Source organism: Peribacillus sp. Hz7, from assembly GCF_042136355.1.
Classification (GTDB): domain Bacteria; phylum Bacillota; class Bacilli; order Bacillales; family DSM-1321; genus Peribacillus; species Peribacillus asahii_A.
The window spans coordinates 97,212-119,308 of the sequence record NZ_JBHHJV010000002.1 but is presented as its reverse complement, the minus strand read 5'-3'; the positions used below and the strand labels follow the sequence as shown (position 1 = coordinate 119,308).

Genomic DNA, 22,097 nt, shown 5'->3' with positions numbered 1-22,097 from the left:
GGATTAAGATGAAGTTGAATGAGGTTATAAAAGTGCTTGAAGATAACCAAATAAGTGACAAAATAGAGTATCTTGCAAAGAAAATAAATGTTAGTAATGCCACCATAAGGAGAATGTTATCGACACGCGGAATTAAATACAATTCTAAAAAGGCATTGTGGACATATGATATTGAATTAATTGATAAAAACGATAATATATTGCTTAGTCGTTGGATGTCAGAAAACCCACTGAAGCCTAATAACAGTATTAAATGGGATTGTGACCAGCAGTTAATAACTAAAGACGAAGTAATTCAAATATTAAAAACAATTGATATATTTAATAATTCTAGTTGGAATAAGTTAAGTGAGGATCAACAGTATAGAATAGCTGTATATGTTACAGAGTATTTAGACCATCCTCTTGATGCATTATTTGTTACAAAAGAAATGGCTAAGACCATTAGGATAAGGAAGCCTCCATTACCCATCGCTTCCTGTATAAATACTATTGGCTTTTGCATTGCATTCAAGAGAGAGATAAAAATCCCGATTGAAATTTCAGCTTCAAGTTTTAAACGTTTCGAAATTAAGTCAATTCAATCAATTCAATCTAGTAAAGCAAATAGGGATGGAATAGATATTAATTGTTACGTAAGAGCAATTATACCTTTTATTAAAAATCTAAATATTGTTGAAAGTGAATTATATCAACTAAATAAAACACAAAGGAAATTCATATCGGTAAGTAAAGGATCAAATCTTTATTATATTATTTTCACTCTTTTGTTAAATGCTAAAAGCTTGAAACAAAAATGTAAGGTAGATTGGCTATCTCTTAATTTTTTAGACTTGGATGTAAAAAGTATTTCTGAGATAAATAGATTTTTACCTTATTGCCAAAAAGACGTGATTGCCTTAAACTTTATTTATTTTTTAAAATTAAGTACGAAGAGGTTTTTTCCTTGTAATAACTTTGAACAATTTGCACAAAGTTTATTAGAGGATGAAATTAGCTATCACTTTATACTATACAAACATTATATGTTATTTAATTCAAGAAGTATTGAGGCATTTCAAAAAGCCAACCAAGTATTGTCATACAAACCCAAGGAACTGACAAAAGTAAATCAATTAAGCGTAGATAATATAAAAAAATGGTTTGATTGCTATATTAATAATGCTAAGAAAAGTGGACTCCAACAAGAGACTGCTTGGAGAAGGCTCAATTATTTTTGTACTGTTCTCTATGAAATGAAGGAGATTTTTGAAGAGAATAACTTATACGATCTTAAAATAAAATTCCCTTACAGTAAACATGAGATAAGGGGGGGCAATAGAAAAATCTACCGGTGGAAGTCAGCAAATTCAGCAGAAATACAATCAAGTGTAGTAGAGGGGGAAAGCAATATAAAAACTGTAATGGAGTATGGTATTGAAAAGGTAAAAATTTTAGATACTCCATTGAGAGAGGGTACATTTAAAGAAGACATAGATATAGTAGATAAATTTGTAAGAGCAATATACAACTATGAATTTAAATCGGAAGAAGGAACAATCGATTATTTTAATGAGTTACAGCTGATAACTATGTTAAGAATTATAGCAGATGCTGGAGTAAGGGTTAGTGAAGTAATAAACATGATGTTCGGTACACTTTCTTATATTGAAGAGGAAGAGACCTATATTTGTGTTTTAGGTTGGTCAAAAATATTTGAACGTTTTGGAGTTGTTCCTATATCAAGTGATACTGCGCTATTGATTGAAAGGTGTATGGAGATAAGAAGAACTCATTATTCAGAAACTTTAACGGTTGAGCATGACATTCTTGATGGAACGAAATCTAAATTGAAATCTGAAACAAAGTATGTACTGCAATTTGTATTCATCGATCCAAAAAGAAAAGATAAAATAAGTTGTAGAAGAATAAGCAGGTATCGCTTAACTGAATTTTTTAATGAATTATGTAGTAGGGCTGAAGTAGAGATAACGGAAGGGAAATTATTTCACGCTCTTAGGCACAGGGCAGCTGAATACTTTTTCTTTTGTCTTAGTTATTATGATTTTGAATACAAAAATGATTATGAGTATAAAGAGTTAGTTGTTAAACGTCTACTACGGCATAGATCTAAAGAGATGACAAAAAAATATAACTGGTCTAGGTTATTGGATATTTTAACTTCGGGAAGATTAGTCTTTATGAAGAGTTTACCAGATTTAGCTAATTACTCAAATGTTGATTCGAAAATTCACGAAAATTCAATAAAGAGTAGGATAAAGAATGAATTAACAGATGTTCTTACATCAACAAGCATAGAGAAGATTATTAAATTATTAACATTACCATTTGGATTAATAAATGAAGAATTACTTGAGACAATTTCAAAAGAAAAGTCATTTAAAATCGTTCTCGATAATTTATCAAAAGTTGATGGGAATAAAGGCTTTGTGCCTGAAGGTGCGGCTTACTTTGGATTATGCACCAATTTTAGTTGTCCTAAACTTTTTAATAAAATATCTTGTATAAGTTGTAATGATCATATTTTACAAGCTAGTGATATTTCTATGGCAATTGGTGAAATTATTAGATGCCATAAGGCTATTAATGATATTTATTGTTATCACTATGATGAAGTAAGTAGTATAGACCATATTAAATCTTTAAGAAGTAGGGTAACCTCTTTATTGGAACGACTACATAAAGAACTAGAGATTGCTCCTTTTGAAATAATTGAAATGATTTCAAAAGGACTTGAAAGTACATCGTAAAAAATTTTTTAATGCTGTTCAGTTCTCGTATTTAGAAAATAAATTTGTCAAGGTGATGTAAAAGTGAGTGGACTTTTAAAAAAAAGTATTATAGAAATTTCACGACAGAAAGAAAATGTAAAAACACTTACACTCATAGAATATAAAAAACTTAGAGAAAAGTTTGGTTTTAGGAATACTGGCTTTAAAAAGGGGGAAATTAGCAATTGTTTTAGAGGGTGGTTTGCCCAAAATATAGTTTCAGAAAATAGAATTGAACTAGAAGGATATTCTAAGTTTTTTGATGTAGGATCACGAGAAGGTAAAAATAATAAAAATCTCTTTATTGACTATGTACTGTTAAATATGGCTTTTGCCCAAATTTCTATTGACAAAGAGTTCATTGAAGAAAATGTTTTTTTAAAATATAGCAAGGTTATGGGAAGGCTTGAAGTATTATACAGTATTTATGAAAAAAGAAAGCCAAATGGGTTACCTAAAATAATTGACATAAAACATATGAAGAACAAATGGTTTGCTATTTCACTAGTATTATTTCATTCGACTCCCGACGAACTTTCAGAAGATAATATTATTAATGATTTATTTTATTTTTATAGACTCCATACAAAACAGGCTAGAGATTTAAAAGATAGGATAAAAGAATTTGTAATTTTGTTTTACCAATTTCTTGTAGAACAAAAAGTAATAAAAGAGAAAGAAAATATAGTGGAATACTTATACAACTTATGGGTTGGTAAACCATTAACTAAAATAGATGATTTGTGGCAACATTTTAACAATAAATTTGAAAGTTACCAAGGCAATGAATTTTATAATGTTATAAGGTTATTTCTTAATGAAAGTATTGAGAAAGAGTTGTTTCCAATAAATAGATTAAAAGTAATTATTAGTGATTGGGCGAGTTTAACAAATTGCTGTTTTCAACAAGGTGTAAAGAAAATAGATAATATAAAGGATGAGCATAGGGATGAGTTTATTCGGGAGAATATTGATCGTATAAAAATGAACCAGACTTTTAACTCGATAAGATGTGTTCTTAAATATTATAACGATGTTATTCATGACGATGGTTATGATGCTCAAGAAATAATATATAAATTTTCTGACCAACATTTACCGAAGCTTCCTAATAATATAAATCATGTTGGAATTATGGAAACAGGATTAAAAGCTCTTATTTCTTCGGTTGGAAGTGAAATTATCCAAAGTAGAAACAAGCGTTTTGAAGATATGAATAAACACGAAATAGTTCATTTTTTTCATGTGAGACTGATATGGATTGTAATGATAACAGGTTCAAGGGTAACTGAGGTTGCAAGTTTGCTATTAAACGAAGTGAAGAATGCAACGCAATATACTGAACCATATATAAAATTAATCACATTAAAAGGTAATAATGATAGAGAGGTAAGCTTATTTAGGGGGGAACAAATAAATGGTGAGATATACGAATTAGATATTATACATCTTGATATCATTAAAGAAACCATTGCGGCCTCTGAAAAAATGTATGATAGTCTTCAAATTGAAAAGAAGTATCTATTTCCAAATTTGAATCTTTCGAAATATAGTAGTAAGTCAATATATTTCAAATTAGAAGCGATTCAGAAGAAAAACGGAATTATATGTGGATCTCATTATGACATTCTTAGTAGAGCTTTATACGAAAGTGTACCATTTCTAAAAGATAAATTATTAAAGGGAAAAGTTTTATTTACTACTCATGATTTAAGGCATGGAAATATAAATTGGCTATTATTACATGGGGGGCTAACTAGACATGAGATACAAGATGACATTGGACATACCAATGTCATTAGTCAAGAAGAGTACTTAAAAACAAGTGGATTAATGTTTAAAGTAGCTAAGATGATGGAGGTTAATGATCATTACAGTGCGAAAAATGAATTAGTATCACCTGATTATGTTCATATAGAGGACAATGTTAAAAGACCTGAACTATTATTAATACAAGATGTTGCAGACTATTTGGATCAGTTTGAAAATAATTCATTGGAGATCGATGTGAATGAGGCTGAAGAGTACATAGATCAAAATACTAATTGTCATGTTGAATTTTCATGTTCAGCTGCGGGCATGTCTTGTCTTGCGTGTGAGGATTTTCAAACTGGTAATTATAGTGAGGAAAAAATGAATAATATCTCAGTTATTTTAGTTAGACATATCCAAACAATAGATGCTCAAATTGATAAGATTAATAAGAACAAAAAAAGTTTATTATCAAAAACAAAAAGTGGAGAGTCATTATTAATAAATGCAATAACAAGTTTAATTAAAAGATTTGTAATTATTGATAAGGCAATGGAGGTTTCTTTTCTTTCTAAAGAGCAAGGATTTGGAATGAAGGAAGAAGATGCCAAAAAAATAATTAATCATTTTATGAGATATAATCGAAAGATGGATTTAGATGCTGGCATTATTAAAAATATTAAGCTACTAAAATCAACTAATAAACTTGGAAAGGATATTGAATTAGCGGCGTATAGAACTAAAAACAATAGGAAGGTTTTCATATGAAGAATCATAATGATGAACTTCGAAACAGTAAAGAAAATGGTGTTAAAGAGGCTATTAAGTATTTATATGATAAAGGAGTTAGATGCTTTAGCAAAAAGGTGATTGCTGATGCAACTAAAATTTTATTTAAGGACGAACGTAACAAACAGATAAGTGCAAATACTCTTTCTAAAAAGGATTATTATAAAAATAATTTAGAAAAATGGATTGAAGAAATTACAGGAATTAATAATGATAAATTAGAAACTGGGAGGAATAACTCTTTAATAATAAGAAAAAAAAACGCTAAAGAAAATTATTTGAATATTGAAAAAACTGCCAAGAAGTTAGCTTTGGATATAGTAAATGGTAAAATTAAATGTGATAAAATGTCCAAAGTTTTTTTGACACAGAAGCTGATGGAACTAAAAGATAAAAAAGGGTACAAAATGAATCAGTCAACTCTGTCATCAGAATTTTATGAACCAATTTATGAAAATGTAATAACTCTTTTAAATCAGGAAATACAGGACAGTTCTGATAAAGAGAATGGAGTGACATTAAAAGAGTTCTCAAAGTTAAAAGTTGAAAACGAACGATTAAAGGAAATTAACAATAATTTTATTAACGGTTTATTTTTTATTAAGGAAGGAGAATCTAATTCAGCTATTTATAAAGATGGAGATGGCAATGATCTTTATAAAGCAAAATTAGATACAGAGAAACTTTATTACTATATGAAGTTAAATGAGGATATCTTCACTAAAAAGAAAGAGGTTAATGCCTATAACTTATTTAAGGATATTGTAAATCAGTGTAAAAAAGTTTAATTAAAAGATTAAGTCGATTAGAAAGTTTTTTGAGTCGTTCATTTAATACGGCTCTTTTTATTTTTATCAGTATATCTAAGTGTAATAATACTAGTCACATAACCCACATTATGCGCTATTGATCAACAAAACAAGTCCTTTAACTCATCGTATAATATTGAAATTTTGATTGGATAGGCTCAAATTACGGGTTATTTAACTCAGCATATAAGAAGGGATGGATAATGGTACTAGAACTTTATAAAAAATATTTAAATGAAAAAAGGAAAATCAATTCATACTATTAAGTCATATGTAAATGATATCAGAGTATTTTATAGGGAGAGTAGAATTGAAATAAATTATCTGGTTATAAGTGCTGAATTCGAAGGTGGATTAATGATATGCTGGAATCTTTGTTATGTCATGAGCTTAAAGATTGGTTAGAATTCCGCAAGAAAATGGCGAAGAAAAAAGTGCTGTTGCCCATTTATCATATTTGTTTTATAGTCAACGCTCAAGGAAGTTTTCTATTCGTGGTATTCAAACAATGATTGAAAGTTACAGTTTTGAAGATAAAAGATTAAGTCCTCATATGTTCAGACATACATTTTGTAAGTGGATGCTCAAGGCAACAAACAACGATATTGAGAAAGTTCGTCGTTTGGCTGGTCATAGTAATATTCCCACCACAACTCGCTATATAAAGGATTCATATAGTGAGTTATCAGATGCCGTAGAAGCACTGCCAAAATTTTATTAATGAGCTTAAAATCACATAAAAAATATGTATAATATTTAAGACTGTAGTATGTAAGGTAAGGAGATTATTGAATGAAAGTTATTATAGCAGAAAAACCATCTGTTGCGAAAAATATTGCAGATGCTTTAAAAATAAAGGGAAGAAACGATGGATATTTTGAAGGGAATAATTATATCATCACGTGGGCTTTTGGCCATCTACTTCAGCTTTTTGATGCTAGGGACTATGATGAGAAAATGGCTAAATGGCGGATGGAAAACTTCCCTTTTATTCCAAATGGTTTTCGATATAAAGTAAAAAGTGATCCTAGAGATAGGGGAAAAGAAGATTCTGGGGCTAGAAAGCAACTGAAAATTATTTATAGCTTAATGAAACGAAATGATGTAGACATGATCATCTCAGCTTGTGATTTCGATAGAGAAGGACAGGTCATAGGAGACACAATCATTTATAATCTCAAGACGCAGAAAGAGGTTTATCGACTACTATTAAACGAGTGGACACCCGATGAAGTGTTAAAAGGCCTTCAAAATCTGAAGCCTAATACTGAAATGAGACCACTCCAAGATGCAGGTATTGGCCGACAGTGGGCCGATTGGGTGATTGGTATTAATTTAACCTCAGTGGCGACCTTGAAGTATCAGAAAGGTGCAGGGAAGGCCTTGAATATTGGTAGAGTGCTGTTGCCGACATTAAAGATTATTTATGATCGAGACAAGACGATAGAGAACTTCGTGCCGGAAGCTTATTTTAAATTAGCAGCTACATTCAAGACGAAAGATGACAAAGAGTACGAAGGAACATACGTTGAAAACGAAGAAGATAAATTTAAAGATAAAGAAACATTAGAAAAAGTCGAACAAGCTCTAGCTAATCAAACGGCGACTATCAGTGATAAGCAAGTGGAACGGAAACGAGAATATCCTCCGTATTTGTTTAATCTTTCAAACTTACAAGGTTTTATCACGAGCAAATACAAAGGATGGACTTCAGATAAAGTATTAAAAGTAGCTCAATCCCTTTACGAAAAAAAATATATCACGTACCCAAGGACAGCAAGCGTTGTATTGGAAGAAAGTCTCGTAGGCAAAGCAGCGAAAGTACTTGATATTGTCAAAAGAGGATTACCATATGAAAATGAAATCCATTTTGCCAAAACCAAACGTGTTTTTGATAATGCGAAAGTAGAAAGTCACAGTGCCATTGTTCCTACTTATTTAGTACCAAAGTCTTTAACTAGTGATGAAGCACTTGTTTATACAGCCATTAAAAATCGCTTTATCATGCAGTTTATGCCTGTTGCAGAGCATGAAGAAACGAAGATTATGACTAAAATTAATAACGTTGAAATAAAAGGGTTATTTGTATCAAAAGGAAAGGTACAACTCGTTGAAGGATGGAAACAGGTGGAGAAAATTGAATCAAAGGATACAATTTTACCCCTTGTAAATGTAGATGATGTCGTCAGTATCGTGGATCATAAACTGACTTCTCACTCTACAAAGCCACCTAAACATCATACAGAAAAAACATTACTAAGAGTGATGGAAACATGCGGCAAGGGCCATGAAGATGAAGACAGTGAAGAAATGATGGCTGCTATTTTAAGTGGATATAGCATTGGTACACCAGCCACAAGAGCTGAAACGATTAAGAAGCTCAAAGATGTTGGTTATATTGAAACCCAAAACAAAAACTTAATTTGTACAGAGCTAGGAAGAAAGCTAGTAGAGACATTTCCCATAAATGAATTATTTGACTTAGAATTCACGGGTCGATTGGAAAAAACATTATCAGATATTGAAAAACAAAAGTTTACAAAAGAAGAGTTTTTAAATCTAATTTTTGATTTTACGGCAAAGTCTGTTAATACAATAAAAAATGAAAAAGATATTATCATCAACGAAGTATCTACAGAAAAAAAATCAATTGAGGTATTAGGAAAATGTCCCCTATGCGGGCATGGAATTATTGAAGGACAAAAAGGTTTCGGCTGTAGTAATTGGAAAAATGGATGTAAATTTGTCATTTGGAAAAATGATAAATATTTAGCTTCCATGAAAAAGAAACCTACGAAAACAATGGTGAAAAGCCTACTGAAAAACGGAGTTGCTTTGGTAAAAGGATTAACAAGTAAAAAGGGAAATAAGTTTGATGCTAATTTACGTTATGAGAAAAACCCTGATAATGAATACTTTAGCTGGAAGATGGAGTTTTCTGAAAAACAAGAAGTGAAAAAAGAAAACCCAAAAATATCTCAGACAGAATGAGAAGATTAGATAATAGAAAAAAGACCTTCAATTGAGTTGGAAGGTCTTTTTAACGTACATAAAATAGTGGTAATCTTTAATCTTTAAGTAGGAAGGATTCAAGCATCTCAGTAACTTTTTGCCTTTGAGTTGGAGAAAGTTTTTTTGCAGTACTGATTAGATTCATCAGATCAATTGGGAGAGTTTCGTTGTCTTTAAATAAATCAACAATTGAAATTTCTAAAGCAGAACAGATCTTTAATAATGTTTCAATAGACGGAGAATGTGTATTATTTTCAATTTTACTAATTGTTGATTGAGTAACTCCCGATAGAAATTCAAGTTGAGTACTTGATATGCCTTTATCAGTTCTTATTTCCCTCAATCTTTTACCTAAATTGACCATAATAAAAACCTCATTTTAGATTTTACTTTATTTTTAGTTAATAGTATTAGTTGAAATATCATAGCAAATTTTAATTTAAAAAAAGTATAATATTCGTAATCGAATAATTTTTGTTTAAAAATATTCGTTTACGAATATAATGGTATGTATAAAAATTGCTTTTCATATTGAGGTGAAAAAAATTGTCTATAGATACAAAAAGACTAAGTATTGGAAAACTGCTAGGCAGTGTTAATGAAGTTTATCGAATACCCCTATATCAAAGACCGTATAACTGGGGCAAAGACCAATGGAATGATTTATGGGAAGATTTGATAAGACTTGAAGGTGAGGAAACTCATTTTTTAGGATCTGTTATTACGATAAGCCAAGAACGTAATAAAGGATTTGGCTATTTCGAAGTAGTTGATGGACAACAACGAATAACAACCATTTTAATTCTTTTAACTGTGATACGTGATTTAGCAGAGGAAATTGACAAGGATCGTGCAGCTTATATAAACAATTATTTCTTAAAGAGTTCAACAATTGATGAAATAGAAGCAAAATTAATTTTGGGTAGAAAAGATAATAAAGTTTTTAAAAGGCTAGTTGAGAAACGGATTACAAAAGATGAGATAAAGACTGAAAGAATAGTTCAAGCTTATTATTTCTTTAAAGAAATGCTTCAACAGAGTAACCTTCAATGGCAAAATATTTATACGAAATTATTGGATTCGCTTGATCTTGTCTTGATGGTTACAGATTCATACTATGATGCTTTTAGATTGTTTGAGAGTCTAAATAATCGTGGCTTGTCTCTTTCTTCTGTAGACTTAATAAAAAATTACTTGCTTAGTAATATTTCAAACAATGAAGCGATGTTAGAAGAGTGCATTGAGGTATGGGATAGTATTATTGAAAATGTTGAAGATATAGAATCGGTACGTCATGATAAAGTGCGATTTTTTAGGCATTATTTGTTTTCAATTGAATACGGAATCGTACCGGTACCAAAATTGTATTCAAGATATCAAAAATTAATTGATAACTCTGATAATATCTTGGGATTAATTGAAGATATATGGTTAAAATCAGAAAAGTATGTAAAGCTGTACAATGCAATGTTAGGAATTAAAGAGGTGGATGATCGTTTAAATACTATTGTTCGCATCGAAGCAACTACAAGCTATCCTCTTCTTTTAAAATGCTTATCTAAGGAAGTAGATAAAGATCATTTAATAAAAATATTAGAAGCAATAGAGATTTTCACCCTTAGAAGGAGTATATGTAATATTTCTACACGAGACATTGATAGAATATATAATCATTTGGCTATTGAAGCCTTTAAACAGGAGGAACCTGTACAGTATATCATTGATTATTTGAGGAAGAGAACACCAAGTGATACTGAGTTTTATTTGAATTTCCAAAATAGAGACTTCACTAGGTCAGCGCAAACAAAGTATATACTTGAAATGATTGAAAACGCAATGACCAACAATACGAAAGAAAAAATGACGAGAAATGATATTCATATAGAACATATCATGCCTAGAGAACTAGTGAGAAAAAAATCAAAAGATACCGGGGTTATATGGAAAAGAGATTTAGGTTCAAGAGCATCCGAGTATTCTTTATTTGTAAATAGAATTGGCAATTTGACGTTGTTAGGAAGTGAATTGAATATTACGGCTTCTAATAAACCATTTAGGGAAAAAAAGGAGAAATACAAACAATCCAATATTCTGTTGACCAAAGAAATATGTAAAAAGGAAAGGTGGACTTTTGAGGAAATTAATAAAAGAAGTGAATATCTTGCTAACATTGCTAAAACGATATGGAATTTTGACAATCTTTCATGAGCTATTTTTGTAGAGGATGTTACTTTTTTGATTGTGTAATCGATGTAACTCTTGGGAACGAGAAAAATGATATGCAAAAGGGGGAAATATCTGTGGGAGATCTGATAAAAAACGGAGTTAGTTTTAATTTAAAGCATATCCGTGAAAACAATGAAGACATTTGGAATAAGTACAAAGATGTATTTATAGAAGGCTTTCCTGCTGTGGAAAAAATGGATGAAGTGTACATGAATGAATTAAGTGAATATATTGATGGGAAAATTGTATTTGCTTTTTTAAATGATCTTTTGCCTAAGGAGTTTCTTGAAGAAATGGCCCGATATAAAAAGAATTATCAAATTGATATTGACAGTTAAACTAGTTTGTTGAGAAGTTCACTGTTGTTTACCACTAATCTAGACCATTGTTGACTTAATTATAAAATAAACTGTAGGAATGAGGAGGGGTATAGGAGTTGAATGGATGTTGAAACTTTTGTTATGTATGAAATGTAATCATATATTCAATCTTGATTATAAAGAAAGAGTATGTGATTGTAATTCAACCCAAGGAAAATATATTAATCAGCAATTGGCAACCTATTCAGGGGAGCATGCGATTCCTGTTGGTTTTACTAATGATTTACTAGTAATTGCTATAAAAAATCAGCCCCAATCAGGTTTGGGTGAACTATTTACAGCTTTTGTAATTCCGAAAATATGTCCGACTTTCATTTTTGAAAAACTGGATGATTAAGGTGAACATATAGAACAAAGATTATTTGAGCATCCCTTGTTGTTTTCGTAAGGAAGGCCCAGTGTTGCTGATTATTGAATAATGGTTAGTATTGATCAGAATAGAAGCCTGCCAAGTGGTAAGGCTTTATTTGTTTTAAAACATTATTGATAGCATTATTTATACTGCCAACAGTAGCTATTTTCAGCTGCTGTTTTTTAATTGGCTAATTAATACCAATAGCTGATTTATTCTTTACAATCCACCCTATATTTGACACTATAAAGGTAGGATTCCTAGGAGGTTATACATATGGCAACAGCAAACATTGGTTTTGAGGAACAGTTATGGAGTATGGCAGATAAATTACGTGGGTCAATGGACTCTGGCGAATATAAAAATGTTGTTTTAGGTTTACTATTTTTAAAATACGTTTCAGATGCCTTTGAGGAACGACATGCTGAACTAGAGGCAGATGAATATGCAGATCCAGAAGACCGTGATGAATACATCATGGACAATATTTTCTGGGTTCCGAAAGAAGCTCGCTGGTCATTCATTAAAGATAACGCTAAGAAACCAGAGATTGGCCAAATTATTGATAAAGCTATGATTGCAATTGAAAAGGAAAACGCTTCTTTGCAAGGGGTTTTACCAAAAGATTATGCTCGTCCAGCTCTAGATAAAGTTCGTCTTGGAGAAACTATTGACTTGTTCTCTTTCAAAGTAGGGGACGAGGAAAGTCGTTCAAAAGATGTTTTAGGACGAGTGTATGAGTATTTCTTGAGTAAATTTGCGAGCGCAGAAGGTAAGAACGGTGGGGAGTTCTATACACCATCTTCTGTTGTTCGTTTATTAGTTGAAATGTTAGAGCCATATAAAGGGCGTGTTTATGATCCTTGCTGTGGTTCAGGTGGAATGTTCGTGCAAAGTGAAAAGTTCGTAGAAGAACATCAAGGGAAGTTAGGTGATATTGCGGTTTACGGTCAAGAGTCAAACCCAACAACATGGAAGCTTTGTAAGATGAACTTAGCAATTCGGGGTATCGATGGCAACATTGGTACGCATAATGCTGATACTTTCCATAATGACGTGCATAAGGGTTTAAAAGCAGACTATATTTTAGCAAACCCACCATTCAACATTAAAGATTGGGGTGGGGACAAGCTACGTGAAGATGTTCGTTGGCAGTATGGTACACCACCAGTCGGCAATGCGAACTATGCATGGATTCAGCATATGATTTCAAAGTTAGCACCAGCAGGAACGGCAGGCTTTGTATTAGCAAATGGTTCGATGTCCTCGAATACATCGGGTGAAGGCGAAATTCGTAAAAACTTAATTGAAGCTGATGTAGTGGAGTGTATTGTGACGTTACCGGGACAATTATTCTATTCTACACAAATTCCTGTTTGTATTTGGTTTGTATCGAAAAATAAATCTAAAACAGGCAAACGTGATCGGAACGGGGAGATTCTATTTATTGATGCACGTAAGCTAGGATTTATGGCAGACCGTACACATAAGGAATTTGTGGATGAGGACATTAAGAAAATTACAGATACCTTCCATACATGGCGTGGAACGTTGGATGAACCGTATAAAGATATACAGGGTTTCTGTAAAGCAGCAACGCTTGAGGAAGTACGAAACAACGATTACATCTTAACTCCGGGTCGTTATGTAGGGTTAGAAGAAGTAGGAGACGATGGTGAACCATTTGAAGAAAAAATGGCTCGTTTAACAAGTGAATTATCAGAGCAATTTGTGAAATCCAAAGAGCTAGAAGACCAAATTCGCCAAGCGCTTGGGGGGATTGGTTATGCATTCTAAATGGTCAGTTAAAAAACTAGGTGAAATTATTAATCTTAAAAGGGGTTATGATTTGCCGGTACAGAATAGAATTAATGGGATTACACCTATAATATCTTCAAGTGGGATTAACGGGTATCATAATGAAGCTAAGGTTTCTGGTCCGGGTGTTGTTACAGGACGAAGTGGTCAACTAGGAAAGGTTTTTTTTATCGACCAAGATTATTGGCCTTTGAATACGACTTTGTATGTTGAAGATTTTAAAGGTAACAATGAAAAGTATGTTTATTATTTGTTACAAACATTAGACTTTGAAAAATTTAACGCTGGTAGTAGTGTTCCTACATTGAATCGAAATCATGTTCATTTGTTAGATGTTTATGTTCCGGACTATCATACACAATCTCGAATCGGGGATTTTTTATATTCTTTTGAAGAGAAAATAAAAATTAATTTGGATATTATAAAGAATCTAGAACAACTCTCCCAAACCCTTTACAAACGTTGGTTCATTGATTTTGATTATCTAAATGAGGAAGGGCTACCGTATAAATCAAGTGGTGGCAAGATGGTGGATAGTGAGTTAGGGGAGATACCTGAGGGATGGAACATTGAATATTTATCTTCATCAACTGAATTTTTAAGTGGTGGTACTCCTAAAACAAAAGAATCTACATATTGGAACGGAGATATTCCATTCTTTACTCCAAAAGATGTAGGTTCAAGTGTCTATACGACAAATACAGAGAAAACAATTACTGAGCTAGGATTAAGTAAATGTAACAGCAGACTTTATCCGAAGAATACGGTATTTATTACAGCTAGAGGTACAGTAGGAAAGATAGCTCTAGCAAACACAGATATGGCAATGAATCAATCATGTTTTGCATTAAAAAGTAAAAATGGTTGTCAATTTCATTTGTATGGTGCAATTAAAACATTATTAAGAGAGATTATTCAGGGTGCAAACGGAGCCGTTTTTAATGCCATAAATTTAAGTGATTTGAATCGTCTAAGATTAGCAATGCCTCAGCAAGAATTAATAGATAAATATGAAGCTGTTGCTATTACTTTGTTTAATCAAATGAGTGCATTAGAAGTTGAAAATATTAAATTACAAATCTTAAGAGATACCCTACTCCCAAAACTCCTTTCCGGAGAGATTGAAATCCCAGACGAAAGTGTGGTGGTTTAGATGTTCAAATATTTAGAGTCAGATTTAGAAGAAGCAACGTTGGAGTGGCTGGCGGAGATGGAGTATACCATCTTAGCTGGTCCAGATATTGCTCATGAAGGAGAGTATCCTGAACGTGAGAGCTATCAAGATGTGGTGTTAGATGAACGTATGAAAGATGCACTCCGGAGGATTAATCCGAATGTGCCAATGAATGCGATTGAGTTGGCTGTTCAGAAAATTGTAGCAAATGAATCACCAAGTTTGGTTGTGAACAATGAAAAGTTTCATCGTATGGTAACAGAAGGGTTAGATATTGAATTGCAAGGCACAGATGGTTACAATCCAACGGAAAAAGTATGGTTGTTTGATTTTGAACATCCTGAAAATAATGATTTTGTGGCAGTCAATCAGTTCACGATTATTGAAGGGAATCAAAATAAACGTCCTGATGTGCTTGTTTTCGTGAATGGCTTGCCTTTAGTTGTCATTGAGTTAAAGAATGCTACTAATGAAGCAACAGGGATTTCAGAAGGCTATAATCAGCTTCAAACCTATAAGCAAGCCATTCCTTCTTTATTCCGTTACAATGCTTTCTTGGTGACGAGTGATGGGGTAAATGCTCGTGTCGGTTCATTAACGGCAAATGAAGAACGTTTTATGAAATGGCGGACGATTGATGGGCTTGAACTTGCTTCTACATCTCTATCACAATTAGAAGTGTTATTAAAAGGGATGCTTGAACCAAGTCGTTTTATGGACATCTTACGTAATTTCATTTTGTTCCAAACAGATGGAGAGAATACATACAAAATTTTAGCTGCTTATCATCAATTCCATGCTGTGAATAAAGCATTAGAAAAATCAAAAGCAGCTGTACAAGGCGATCATAAAATTGGGGTAGTTTGGCACACACAAGGATCTGGAAAAAGTTTAACGATGGTGTTCTATGCAGGAAAGCTCATTCAAGCGATGAACAATCCGACGATTGTAGTGTTGACGGACCGTAATGATTTAGATGACCAATTGTTTAATACGTTCTCGATTTCGAGTGAGATTCTACGTCAAACACCGAACCAAGCAGATAGTCGTGATGAACTTCGACAATTACTGTCGGTTGAATCGGGCGGTATTATTTTTACAACGCTCCAAAAGTTTTCTCCTGATGAAGAGACAGGACTTATGCCATGTTTAACAGACCGCTCGAACGTCATTGTGATGGCAGATGAAGCTCACCGTTCGCAATATGGATTCGGAGCAACTATTCGTGGGAACGATGCGGAAACGAAGTACGGTTTTGCTAAATATGTTCGTGATGCGTTGCCTAATGCTTCATTTGTTGGGTTTACTGGAACACCTGTGGAAGCAACGGATAAGAACACACCTGCTGTTTTTGGTGAATACATTGATATTTATGATATGACACAAGCAGTAGAAGACGGTGCAACGGTTAAAATCTATTATGAGAGCCGCATCATTCCACTTGATTTGCCGAGTGATCTGAGTATTGATGATGAATATGAAGATATTACGGAAGACCAAGAACAGTCCGTGAAAGAACGTTTAAAATCTAAATGGTCTCGTTTAGAAGCATTAGCGGGTGCTGAATCACGGATCAAAAGATTAGCAGCAGACATTGTGACACATTATGAGGAACGACAACAAGCAATGTTTGGAAAGTCAATGGTGGTGGTCATGTCTCGTCGTATTGCCATTGACTTGTACAAGGAAATTGTAGCTTTACGTCCCGACTGGCATTCAGACGATGACGATAAAGGTGTTATTAAAATTGTCATGACAGGTGCTTCTAGTGATCCTGTAGAATGGCAGCCATTCATCGGGAACAAGAAGCGACGTGAATATTTGGCAAAGCGTATGAAGGATAATGAAGATTCATTACAAATTGTCATTGTACGTGATATGTGGCTAACAGGATTTGACGTACCAGCAATGAACACGATGTATATCGACAAGCCGATGAAGGGGCATAACTTAATGCAAGCCATCGCTCGTGTCAATCGTGTATTTAAGGACAAACCGGGTGGACTAATAGTTGACTATATTGGCATTGCAGAAAGCCTGAAGGAAGCGTTGCATCAATATACAGAGAGTGATAAAAATACGGCTGGGGTCGATACAACGGTAGCAGTGGATATCATGTTGGAAAAACATGAGGTGCTAATAGAAATGCTATATGAGCATGATTACAGTGGTTATTTATCCGATAAGGCAACAGAACGGATGACAGCCATTGTATCCACAATGGATTATATATTAGGTCTTGGCGATGATGAAAAACGTCGCTTTATTAATACCGTAACCGAATTGTCGAAGGCATTTGCATTATGTGCTACAACAAAAGAAGCCCAAGAAATTAACGCTGAAATAGGGTTCTTTAAAGCAGTTAAAGCGAGCCTTGTGAAAAGTATTGGTGATGGTAGTAAGAAGAAAACGAATGCTCAGATGGAAGCGAGCATTAATCAATTGATTTCAAAATCTATCATATCGGAGGAAGTCATTGATATTTATGAATCACTTGGCTTAAAAAACCCCGATATTTCGATTTTATCGGATAAGTTTTTAGAGGATGTAAAGGCAATGCCTCATAAAAATTTAGCAGTCGAGTTATTGAATCGCTTGTTAAACGGCAAAGTAAAATCAGTACAGCGAACAAATTTGATTCAATCCCGTAAATTTTCGGAGATGTTAGCAGGAGCGTTGAATAAATATAACAAGCGTGCTATAGAAACATCGAAGGTTATTGAAGAATTGATTGCATTGGCTAAGGAAATGGATGATGCATATAAACGAGGTGAACAAGCAGGTCTCATTAAGGAAGAGATAGCATTTTATGACGCTCTAGCATCGCATGAAACGGCTGAACAGGTCTTAGGGGATGATACCCTAAAACTTATTGCACACGAGCTTACAAAGTCCATTAAAGAAAATATGAGCATCGATTGGAATCTACGAGAATCAGCAAGGGCGAAAATGCGTGTGACGGTTCGAAGACTGTTGAAAAAATACGGCTATCCACCAGATTTGCAGAAGGATGCTGTAGAGACAGTTATAAAACAAGCTGAACTGATGGCACAGATGGAATTTGATTTTCAGTATTAATAAAATAATCTAGATAACCTTTAGAACATATTGAACTCCTGTTTTTAGGGGGTTCAGTATGTTTTTTCATATGTTAGCTAAACGATTTTACGAACGTTAATAGTAGGTAGAGTGATGTCAATAAAATATTTAGCTTTTTTATAATATTTGGTTTCTACGTGCAAGTAAGGAAAGAAAAAAGGAGTTATGGGTAAGTGACTGACGTATACTCACTATAACTTAAAACACTTTTTAATCAATTATATTTTCTAATTATCTGCTTAATTTTTCCGAACCTTCCCAAAATACATTCCCAGATTTATTCACCCACATTTTTATAATTTCTAGGTTGTTAAGTCCTTGAGTTATTTTTGCTAATTTATCTTTAATTCTTGGGATATTAGGATTTCCCATTACAAAGATTGGCTTATGATTTGTAGTAAGTGACTGTTGAAATCGCATTAACTGTGTTACATGTTCCGACAAATGAATATCTAGTTTTGATCTATAAAACACCTTTTCAGTTCCTTTATGTTTATAAGCTTAGTTTCCTCTTGATTCAATTATTAACTCAAATTCATCTTTTTTTGCCCAAATGTCTACTTCTGAATGTGAAATACCTTTTTTGATGGAAAAACCAGCTTTCTGTAGAAAATTAACGATGTTGTTATTAACAGCATCAGGGGTCATTAATGAAGAGCTTGCAGTAGGCACTTTTTTACTCCATTCAATTTATATTTACAATATTTCTTTCCTCATCTATTAGACTGCTATTTTACAAATGAAAAAGGCTAAATGAAACAATTTAATAACCTAATGTGAATAGTACAATTATACTATTATACCATTACTATTAATGCGTTGGTATAATATAGGTAAAGATGTTATAAAGATACCTTACCGCAAGATTTAATTATTAGGGGGATAAGGGGAATGGAGAGTAAAATTACGAAACTTGCAAATATATTATGCCCTTATTAAAAGATAGTCAGAGAGTCAATGGATTGAGAAATATTGTGAATTAATATTCGCATTGGAATCCGTTCATTTCATTTGAATGAAAAATACCATCATGATTACGGAATTATAAAGATATTTTGACTTAATCAGTTAGTAAGGAGATGCTTTATGAATGAAAATCAGATAATTAAAGTGAAAAATAAGCTAAAACTTCAAGAGTCTTCAAACAGTTCAACATTAGAAATGTCAAAAAAACAGTTTGATCAACGTTTTGATGTCAATATAAATCAAATAATAAATGGATTTAGAAATGTTCCATCTTTTATAGAAGCACAAAAAGTTATTAAAAAAGATAGTGTCTATAAAGTAATAATTCCCAAAGATATTAGTAAAAAATTAGAAGATGGTAGAGCGAAATGGAACATTGATAAAGCTGGAATGCAACTTCCTATGATTAAAAATGAAAAAGGTTCCTTTATATGTCAAGCGAGACTTGAGGAAACAAATCCAGCTAATTTTAGTAATATTAATAATGTTGTTTTACAATCCACAATGGCTGATGTCTTAGAACAATTAGAGTTTCTTAATGAACAAGTATCAGACGTGTTACAGGGACAACTAACTGATCGTATTGGAATCATTAAAGGAGCCGAAGACACATATAAACAGGCTCTTGTAGCCAAAGACTCAAGCCTAAGAAAACATTTACTCTCCCTAGCTATATCTGAATTAAATAAAGGACGTAGCCAATTGATTGAGTCTTTAGAAAGTAAAACTAAGTTTATCGAGGAACTTCCAGAATCCTCCTTTAAACAATTTTTATATTCTTTATTCCAAAAGATTGATACCAGTAAAATACAAAAACAATTCTTAGAAACCCAAAGAATATTTGATAATATCATATCTTCTTCTTGTTATATAGCTTTAGCGTATGAAGAGTTAGAAGAGACAAACTCCCTACAAGAATCTCTTTTACCATTAAAGAATTGTATTAAAGACTATTCAAAAAAACTAGAAATAGTTGCAGAATTTTTGCCCTATAATTCAAAATTTGAAAATGAGAATTCTTGGTACAAAAACCCTGAAAAAACATTACAATTGATTGATTCAAACTTTAACCTAATTATGTCTAATAAAACTGATTATATAGAAATTGAGTTAACTGGCAATCAATTAATGCTATCAAAGGAGGAAAATATTAATGAATAAGTGTGCTAGTTGTAACAGACCTTTACCAAAAGATTCAAAAAAAATTTATTGCAACCATTGTAAAGCGAAAAAAGCAAATATTATAGGGAAAATTGGAAGGATTCTAGCTGTACCTGCGTTGATTTTTATAGGAAGAAAAATTAAAAAATAGAACTAATGTTACTTTTGGGTAGACAATATTACTAAACATGTCGAGAGGATTATTTTTTATAACTGGCAATTGAATTAAGTGAATTATGTGGAAAAGGAGAAGATTTATCAAGAGCATTTGAAGATATGATTAACTGTAAATAATTTTCCCTTTAGCTTAAAGAGAGTACGTCACTGTTGCTGTTCACTAGATCATGCGATAGCAAGAGTTACTAAAGAAACAAGTCTAAAGGAAGAGGGAAGTGTTTCAAATTGTTTGTTGCAGAATTAAAGGGTAAGATACCCTCTGAATTACAGAATTATGAAGACATTTTGACTTCTTCAGTTATTGGTGTTTTTCAATATTTATCATCACCCCTATATATTCAATCAGTATTGGAGTCTTGTGTAAATGTAAATGGAACTCATTTAACATTTAATTCTCCTTTTAAGGAATGTAGTTATATTTTTTGGCCTAAGCTTGAGAGTTCTGAACCAGATGTACTCCTTCATGTAAGGGATGAAAATAATATGGAATATCTGATATGTATTGAAGCTAAATACTGGTCGGACAAATCAAGTAGTGAGGACCAATCTATTGATATAAAGGATAGGACAAATAGACAACGAGATCAGCTTGCACGCGAAATTGAAGATATTCACAAAGATAGTTGCTTATGCTTTTTAAATATTAATAAAAATAAATTGAATAATATTATTCTAATATACCTTACAAATCATACATACTTACCTTCACAAGAAATACTTGAAAGCGTTCAGTATGTACAAGGTGTCAGTTTCCCTAAAGACCAACTTTACTGGCTATCGTGGAGAGATTTTCATAATAGAATAAACAAAATAAAGGAATTTCAAACCAGACAGGATTCAAAGTTATTATATGACCTTAAAAGACTATTAGAAAGAAAAGGACTTCAAAGCTTCAATGGGTTTCAACATCAAGTTAAATTTTCGGCACAGATAAACTTTACATATAGTACTACATTAGATTCATACTCATGGAACAAATTGAAGGACGTTAAGAAGTTAAAATGGAATTATGGAGGGAATTTAAATGGATAGTAATACCTCAATCATTACTTCGATTAATAATGTACGACACCTTGTTAACAATTCAATTCTTATGTTAAGGGATTTAGATACTGCTCTATCTAAACATGGTTTTCAGCCCCTTAATGGAAATGCTCTTGGAACAGAAACTAGTAAAAATATAAATCAATCTATGGTCCAATACCAAACATTTTTCCCACAATACATGGCCAGACCATATGCACTTACAAGTGACATACTAGCTAATAAAGTTAATAAAATAATATTTACTAATATTCAATTTTATCATAGTGATTACGAAGATTTACCTCCTGCACTAGTGAATAGTGTAATGCTATTCCCAGAATATGTAGAAGATGCAAAGAAGTATGTTCAAAACTGGTGGTTAAAGTTTGTTGTTTATGAAGATGAAAATTGGGAAGATGTTAAAAAGCACGGTGAACTTAATGAAAATATTGATGAAGAGGGATTTAAGACCATTTTTTGGTGCCAAGACCTTCTATCTATTGATGGACAAAGGGAGCTTCTTCAAGAGGCAGAACGATTAGTACAGGTATTTTTTGATAAATAATACGTGATAATAGAGTAAAT

At 32.4% G+C, this 22,097-nt stretch carries 16 protein-coding genes and 1 pseudogene; 15 read left to right on the top strand and 2 right to left on the bottom strand.

Annotation, left to right across the window (positions count from 1 at the left end; genetic code table 11):
- Nucleotides 1–8: 8 nt before the first annotated feature.
- From ACE199_RS04135 to ACE199_RS04115, 5 genes and pseudogenes are all read left to right on the top strand, one after another.
- A complete protein-coding gene (locus ACE199_RS04135; protein WP_375348706.1) occupies nt 9–2,750 on the top strand; it encodes a hypothetical protein in 2,742 nt (913 codons plus the stop codon).
- A gap of 63 nt (nt 2,751–2,813) precedes the next feature.
- Entirely contained in the window at nt 2,814–5,291 is a 2,478-nt protein-coding gene (locus ACE199_RS04130; protein WP_375348705.1) for a hypothetical protein, read from the top strand.
- Nucleotides 5,288–6,100 (top strand): hypothetical protein, encoded by an 813-nt coding sequence (locus ACE199_RS04125; protein ID WP_375348704.1) that lies wholly within the window; start codon nt 5,288–5,290, stop codon nt 6,098–6,100. Before ACE199_RS04130 ends, ACE199_RS04125 begins: the two co-directional genes overlap by 4 nt.
- A gap of 398 nt (nt 6,101–6,498) precedes the next feature.
- Nucleotides 6,499–6,842 (top strand): annotated as a pseudogene (locus ACE199_RS04120) (tyrosine-type recombinase/integrase); the annotation flags it as partial.
- Between the two features lie 71 nt (nt 6,843–6,913).
- On the top strand, nt 6,914–9,112 hold the full coding sequence (locus ACE199_RS04115; RefSeq protein WP_375348703.1) for a type IA DNA topoisomerase: 2,199 nt from the start codon (nt 6,914–6,916) through the stop codon (nt 9,110–9,112).
- Between the two features lie 76 nt (nt 9,113–9,188).
- On the opposite strand, the gene ACE199_RS04110 is transcribed toward ACE199_RS04115, so the two are convergent.
- Nucleotides 9,189–9,497, bottom strand: coding sequence for a helix-turn-helix domain-containing protein (locus tag ACE199_RS04110; RefSeq protein ID WP_375348702.1), 309 nt, complete (start codon nt 9,495–9,497; stop codon nt 9,189–9,191).
- A 182-nt stretch (nt 9,498–9,679) separates the two neighbouring features.
- Here ACE199_RS04110 and ACE199_RS04105 point away from each other — a divergent pair, with 182 nt between their 5' ends.
- The 6 genes from ACE199_RS04105 (at nt 9,680) to ACE199_RS04080 (ending at nt 18,161) form a co-directional block, all read left to right on the top strand.
- Nucleotides 9,680–11,341, top strand: a complete 1,662-nt coding sequence (locus ACE199_RS04105) for a DUF262 domain-containing protein (protein ID WP_375348701.1) — start codon at nt 9,680–9,682, stop codon at nt 11,339–11,341.
- 92 nt (nt 11,342–11,433) lie between these two features.
- Nucleotides 11,434–11,697: a hypothetical protein gene (locus ACE199_RS04100; RefSeq protein WP_375348700.1), complete on the top strand. Its 264-nt coding sequence runs from the start codon at nt 11,434–11,436 to the stop codon at nt 11,695–11,697.
- Between the two features lie 106 nt (nt 11,698–11,803).
- Complete coding sequence (locus tag ACE199_RS04095; RefSeq protein WP_375348699.1) at nt 11,804–12,076, top strand: hypothetical protein; 273 nt, start codon at nt 11,804–11,806, stop codon at nt 12,074–12,076.
- Between the two features lie 291 nt (nt 12,077–12,367).
- Nucleotides 12,368–13,888, top strand: coding sequence for a class I SAM-dependent DNA methyltransferase (locus ACE199_RS04090; RefSeq protein WP_375348698.1), 1,521 nt, complete (start codon nt 12,368–12,370; stop codon nt 13,886–13,888).
- Complete coding sequence (locus tag ACE199_RS04085; protein ID WP_375348697.1) at nt 13,878–15,062, top strand: restriction endonuclease subunit S; 1,185 nt, start codon at nt 13,878–13,880, stop codon at nt 15,060–15,062. Before ACE199_RS04090 ends, ACE199_RS04085 begins: the two co-directional genes overlap by 11 nt.
- Nucleotides 15,063–18,161 (top strand): type I restriction endonuclease subunit R, encoded by a 3,099-nt coding sequence (locus tag ACE199_RS04080; protein ID WP_375348696.1) that lies wholly within the window; start codon nt 15,063–15,065, stop codon nt 18,159–18,161.
- 522 nt (nt 18,162–18,683) lie between these two features.
- Here the strand turns inward: ACE199_RS04080 and ACE199_RS04075 are convergent.
- A complete protein-coding gene (locus tag ACE199_RS04075) occupies nt 18,684–18,854 on the bottom strand; it encodes a hypothetical protein (RefSeq protein ID WP_375348695.1) in 171 nt (56 codons plus the stop codon).
- A gap of 414 nt (nt 18,855–19,268) precedes the next feature.
- Here ACE199_RS04075 and ACE199_RS04070 point away from each other — a divergent pair, with 414 nt between their 5' ends.
- The 4 genes from ACE199_RS04070 to ACE199_RS04055 all read left to right on the top strand — a co-directional run bounded on the left by ACE199_RS04070 (nt 19,269) and on the right by ACE199_RS04055 (nt 22,077).
- Nucleotides 19,269–20,309, top strand: coding sequence for a hypothetical protein (locus tag ACE199_RS04070; RefSeq protein WP_375348694.1), 1,041 nt, complete (start codon nt 19,269–19,271; stop codon nt 20,307–20,309).
- Nucleotides 20,302–20,460, top strand: coding sequence for a hypothetical protein (locus tag ACE199_RS04065; RefSeq protein WP_375348693.1), 159 nt, complete (start codon nt 20,302–20,304; stop codon nt 20,458–20,460). Before ACE199_RS04070 ends, ACE199_RS04065 begins: the two co-directional genes overlap by 8 nt.
- Before the next feature lie 251 nt (nt 20,461–20,711).
- Nucleotides 20,712–21,518 carry a hypothetical protein gene (locus ACE199_RS04060; RefSeq protein ID WP_375348692.1) on the top strand — a complete coding sequence of 269 codons (807 nt, stop codon included), beginning with the start codon at nt 20,712–20,714 and terminating at the stop codon, nt 21,516–21,518.
- Complete coding sequence (locus ACE199_RS04055) at nt 21,511–22,077, top strand: hypothetical protein (RefSeq protein WP_375348691.1); 567 nt, start codon at nt 21,511–21,513, stop codon at nt 22,075–22,077. The genes ACE199_RS04060 and ACE199_RS04055 overlap by 8 nt, the downstream gene beginning before the upstream one ends.
- The last annotated feature ends 20 nt before the right edge of the window (nt 22,078–22,097 follow it).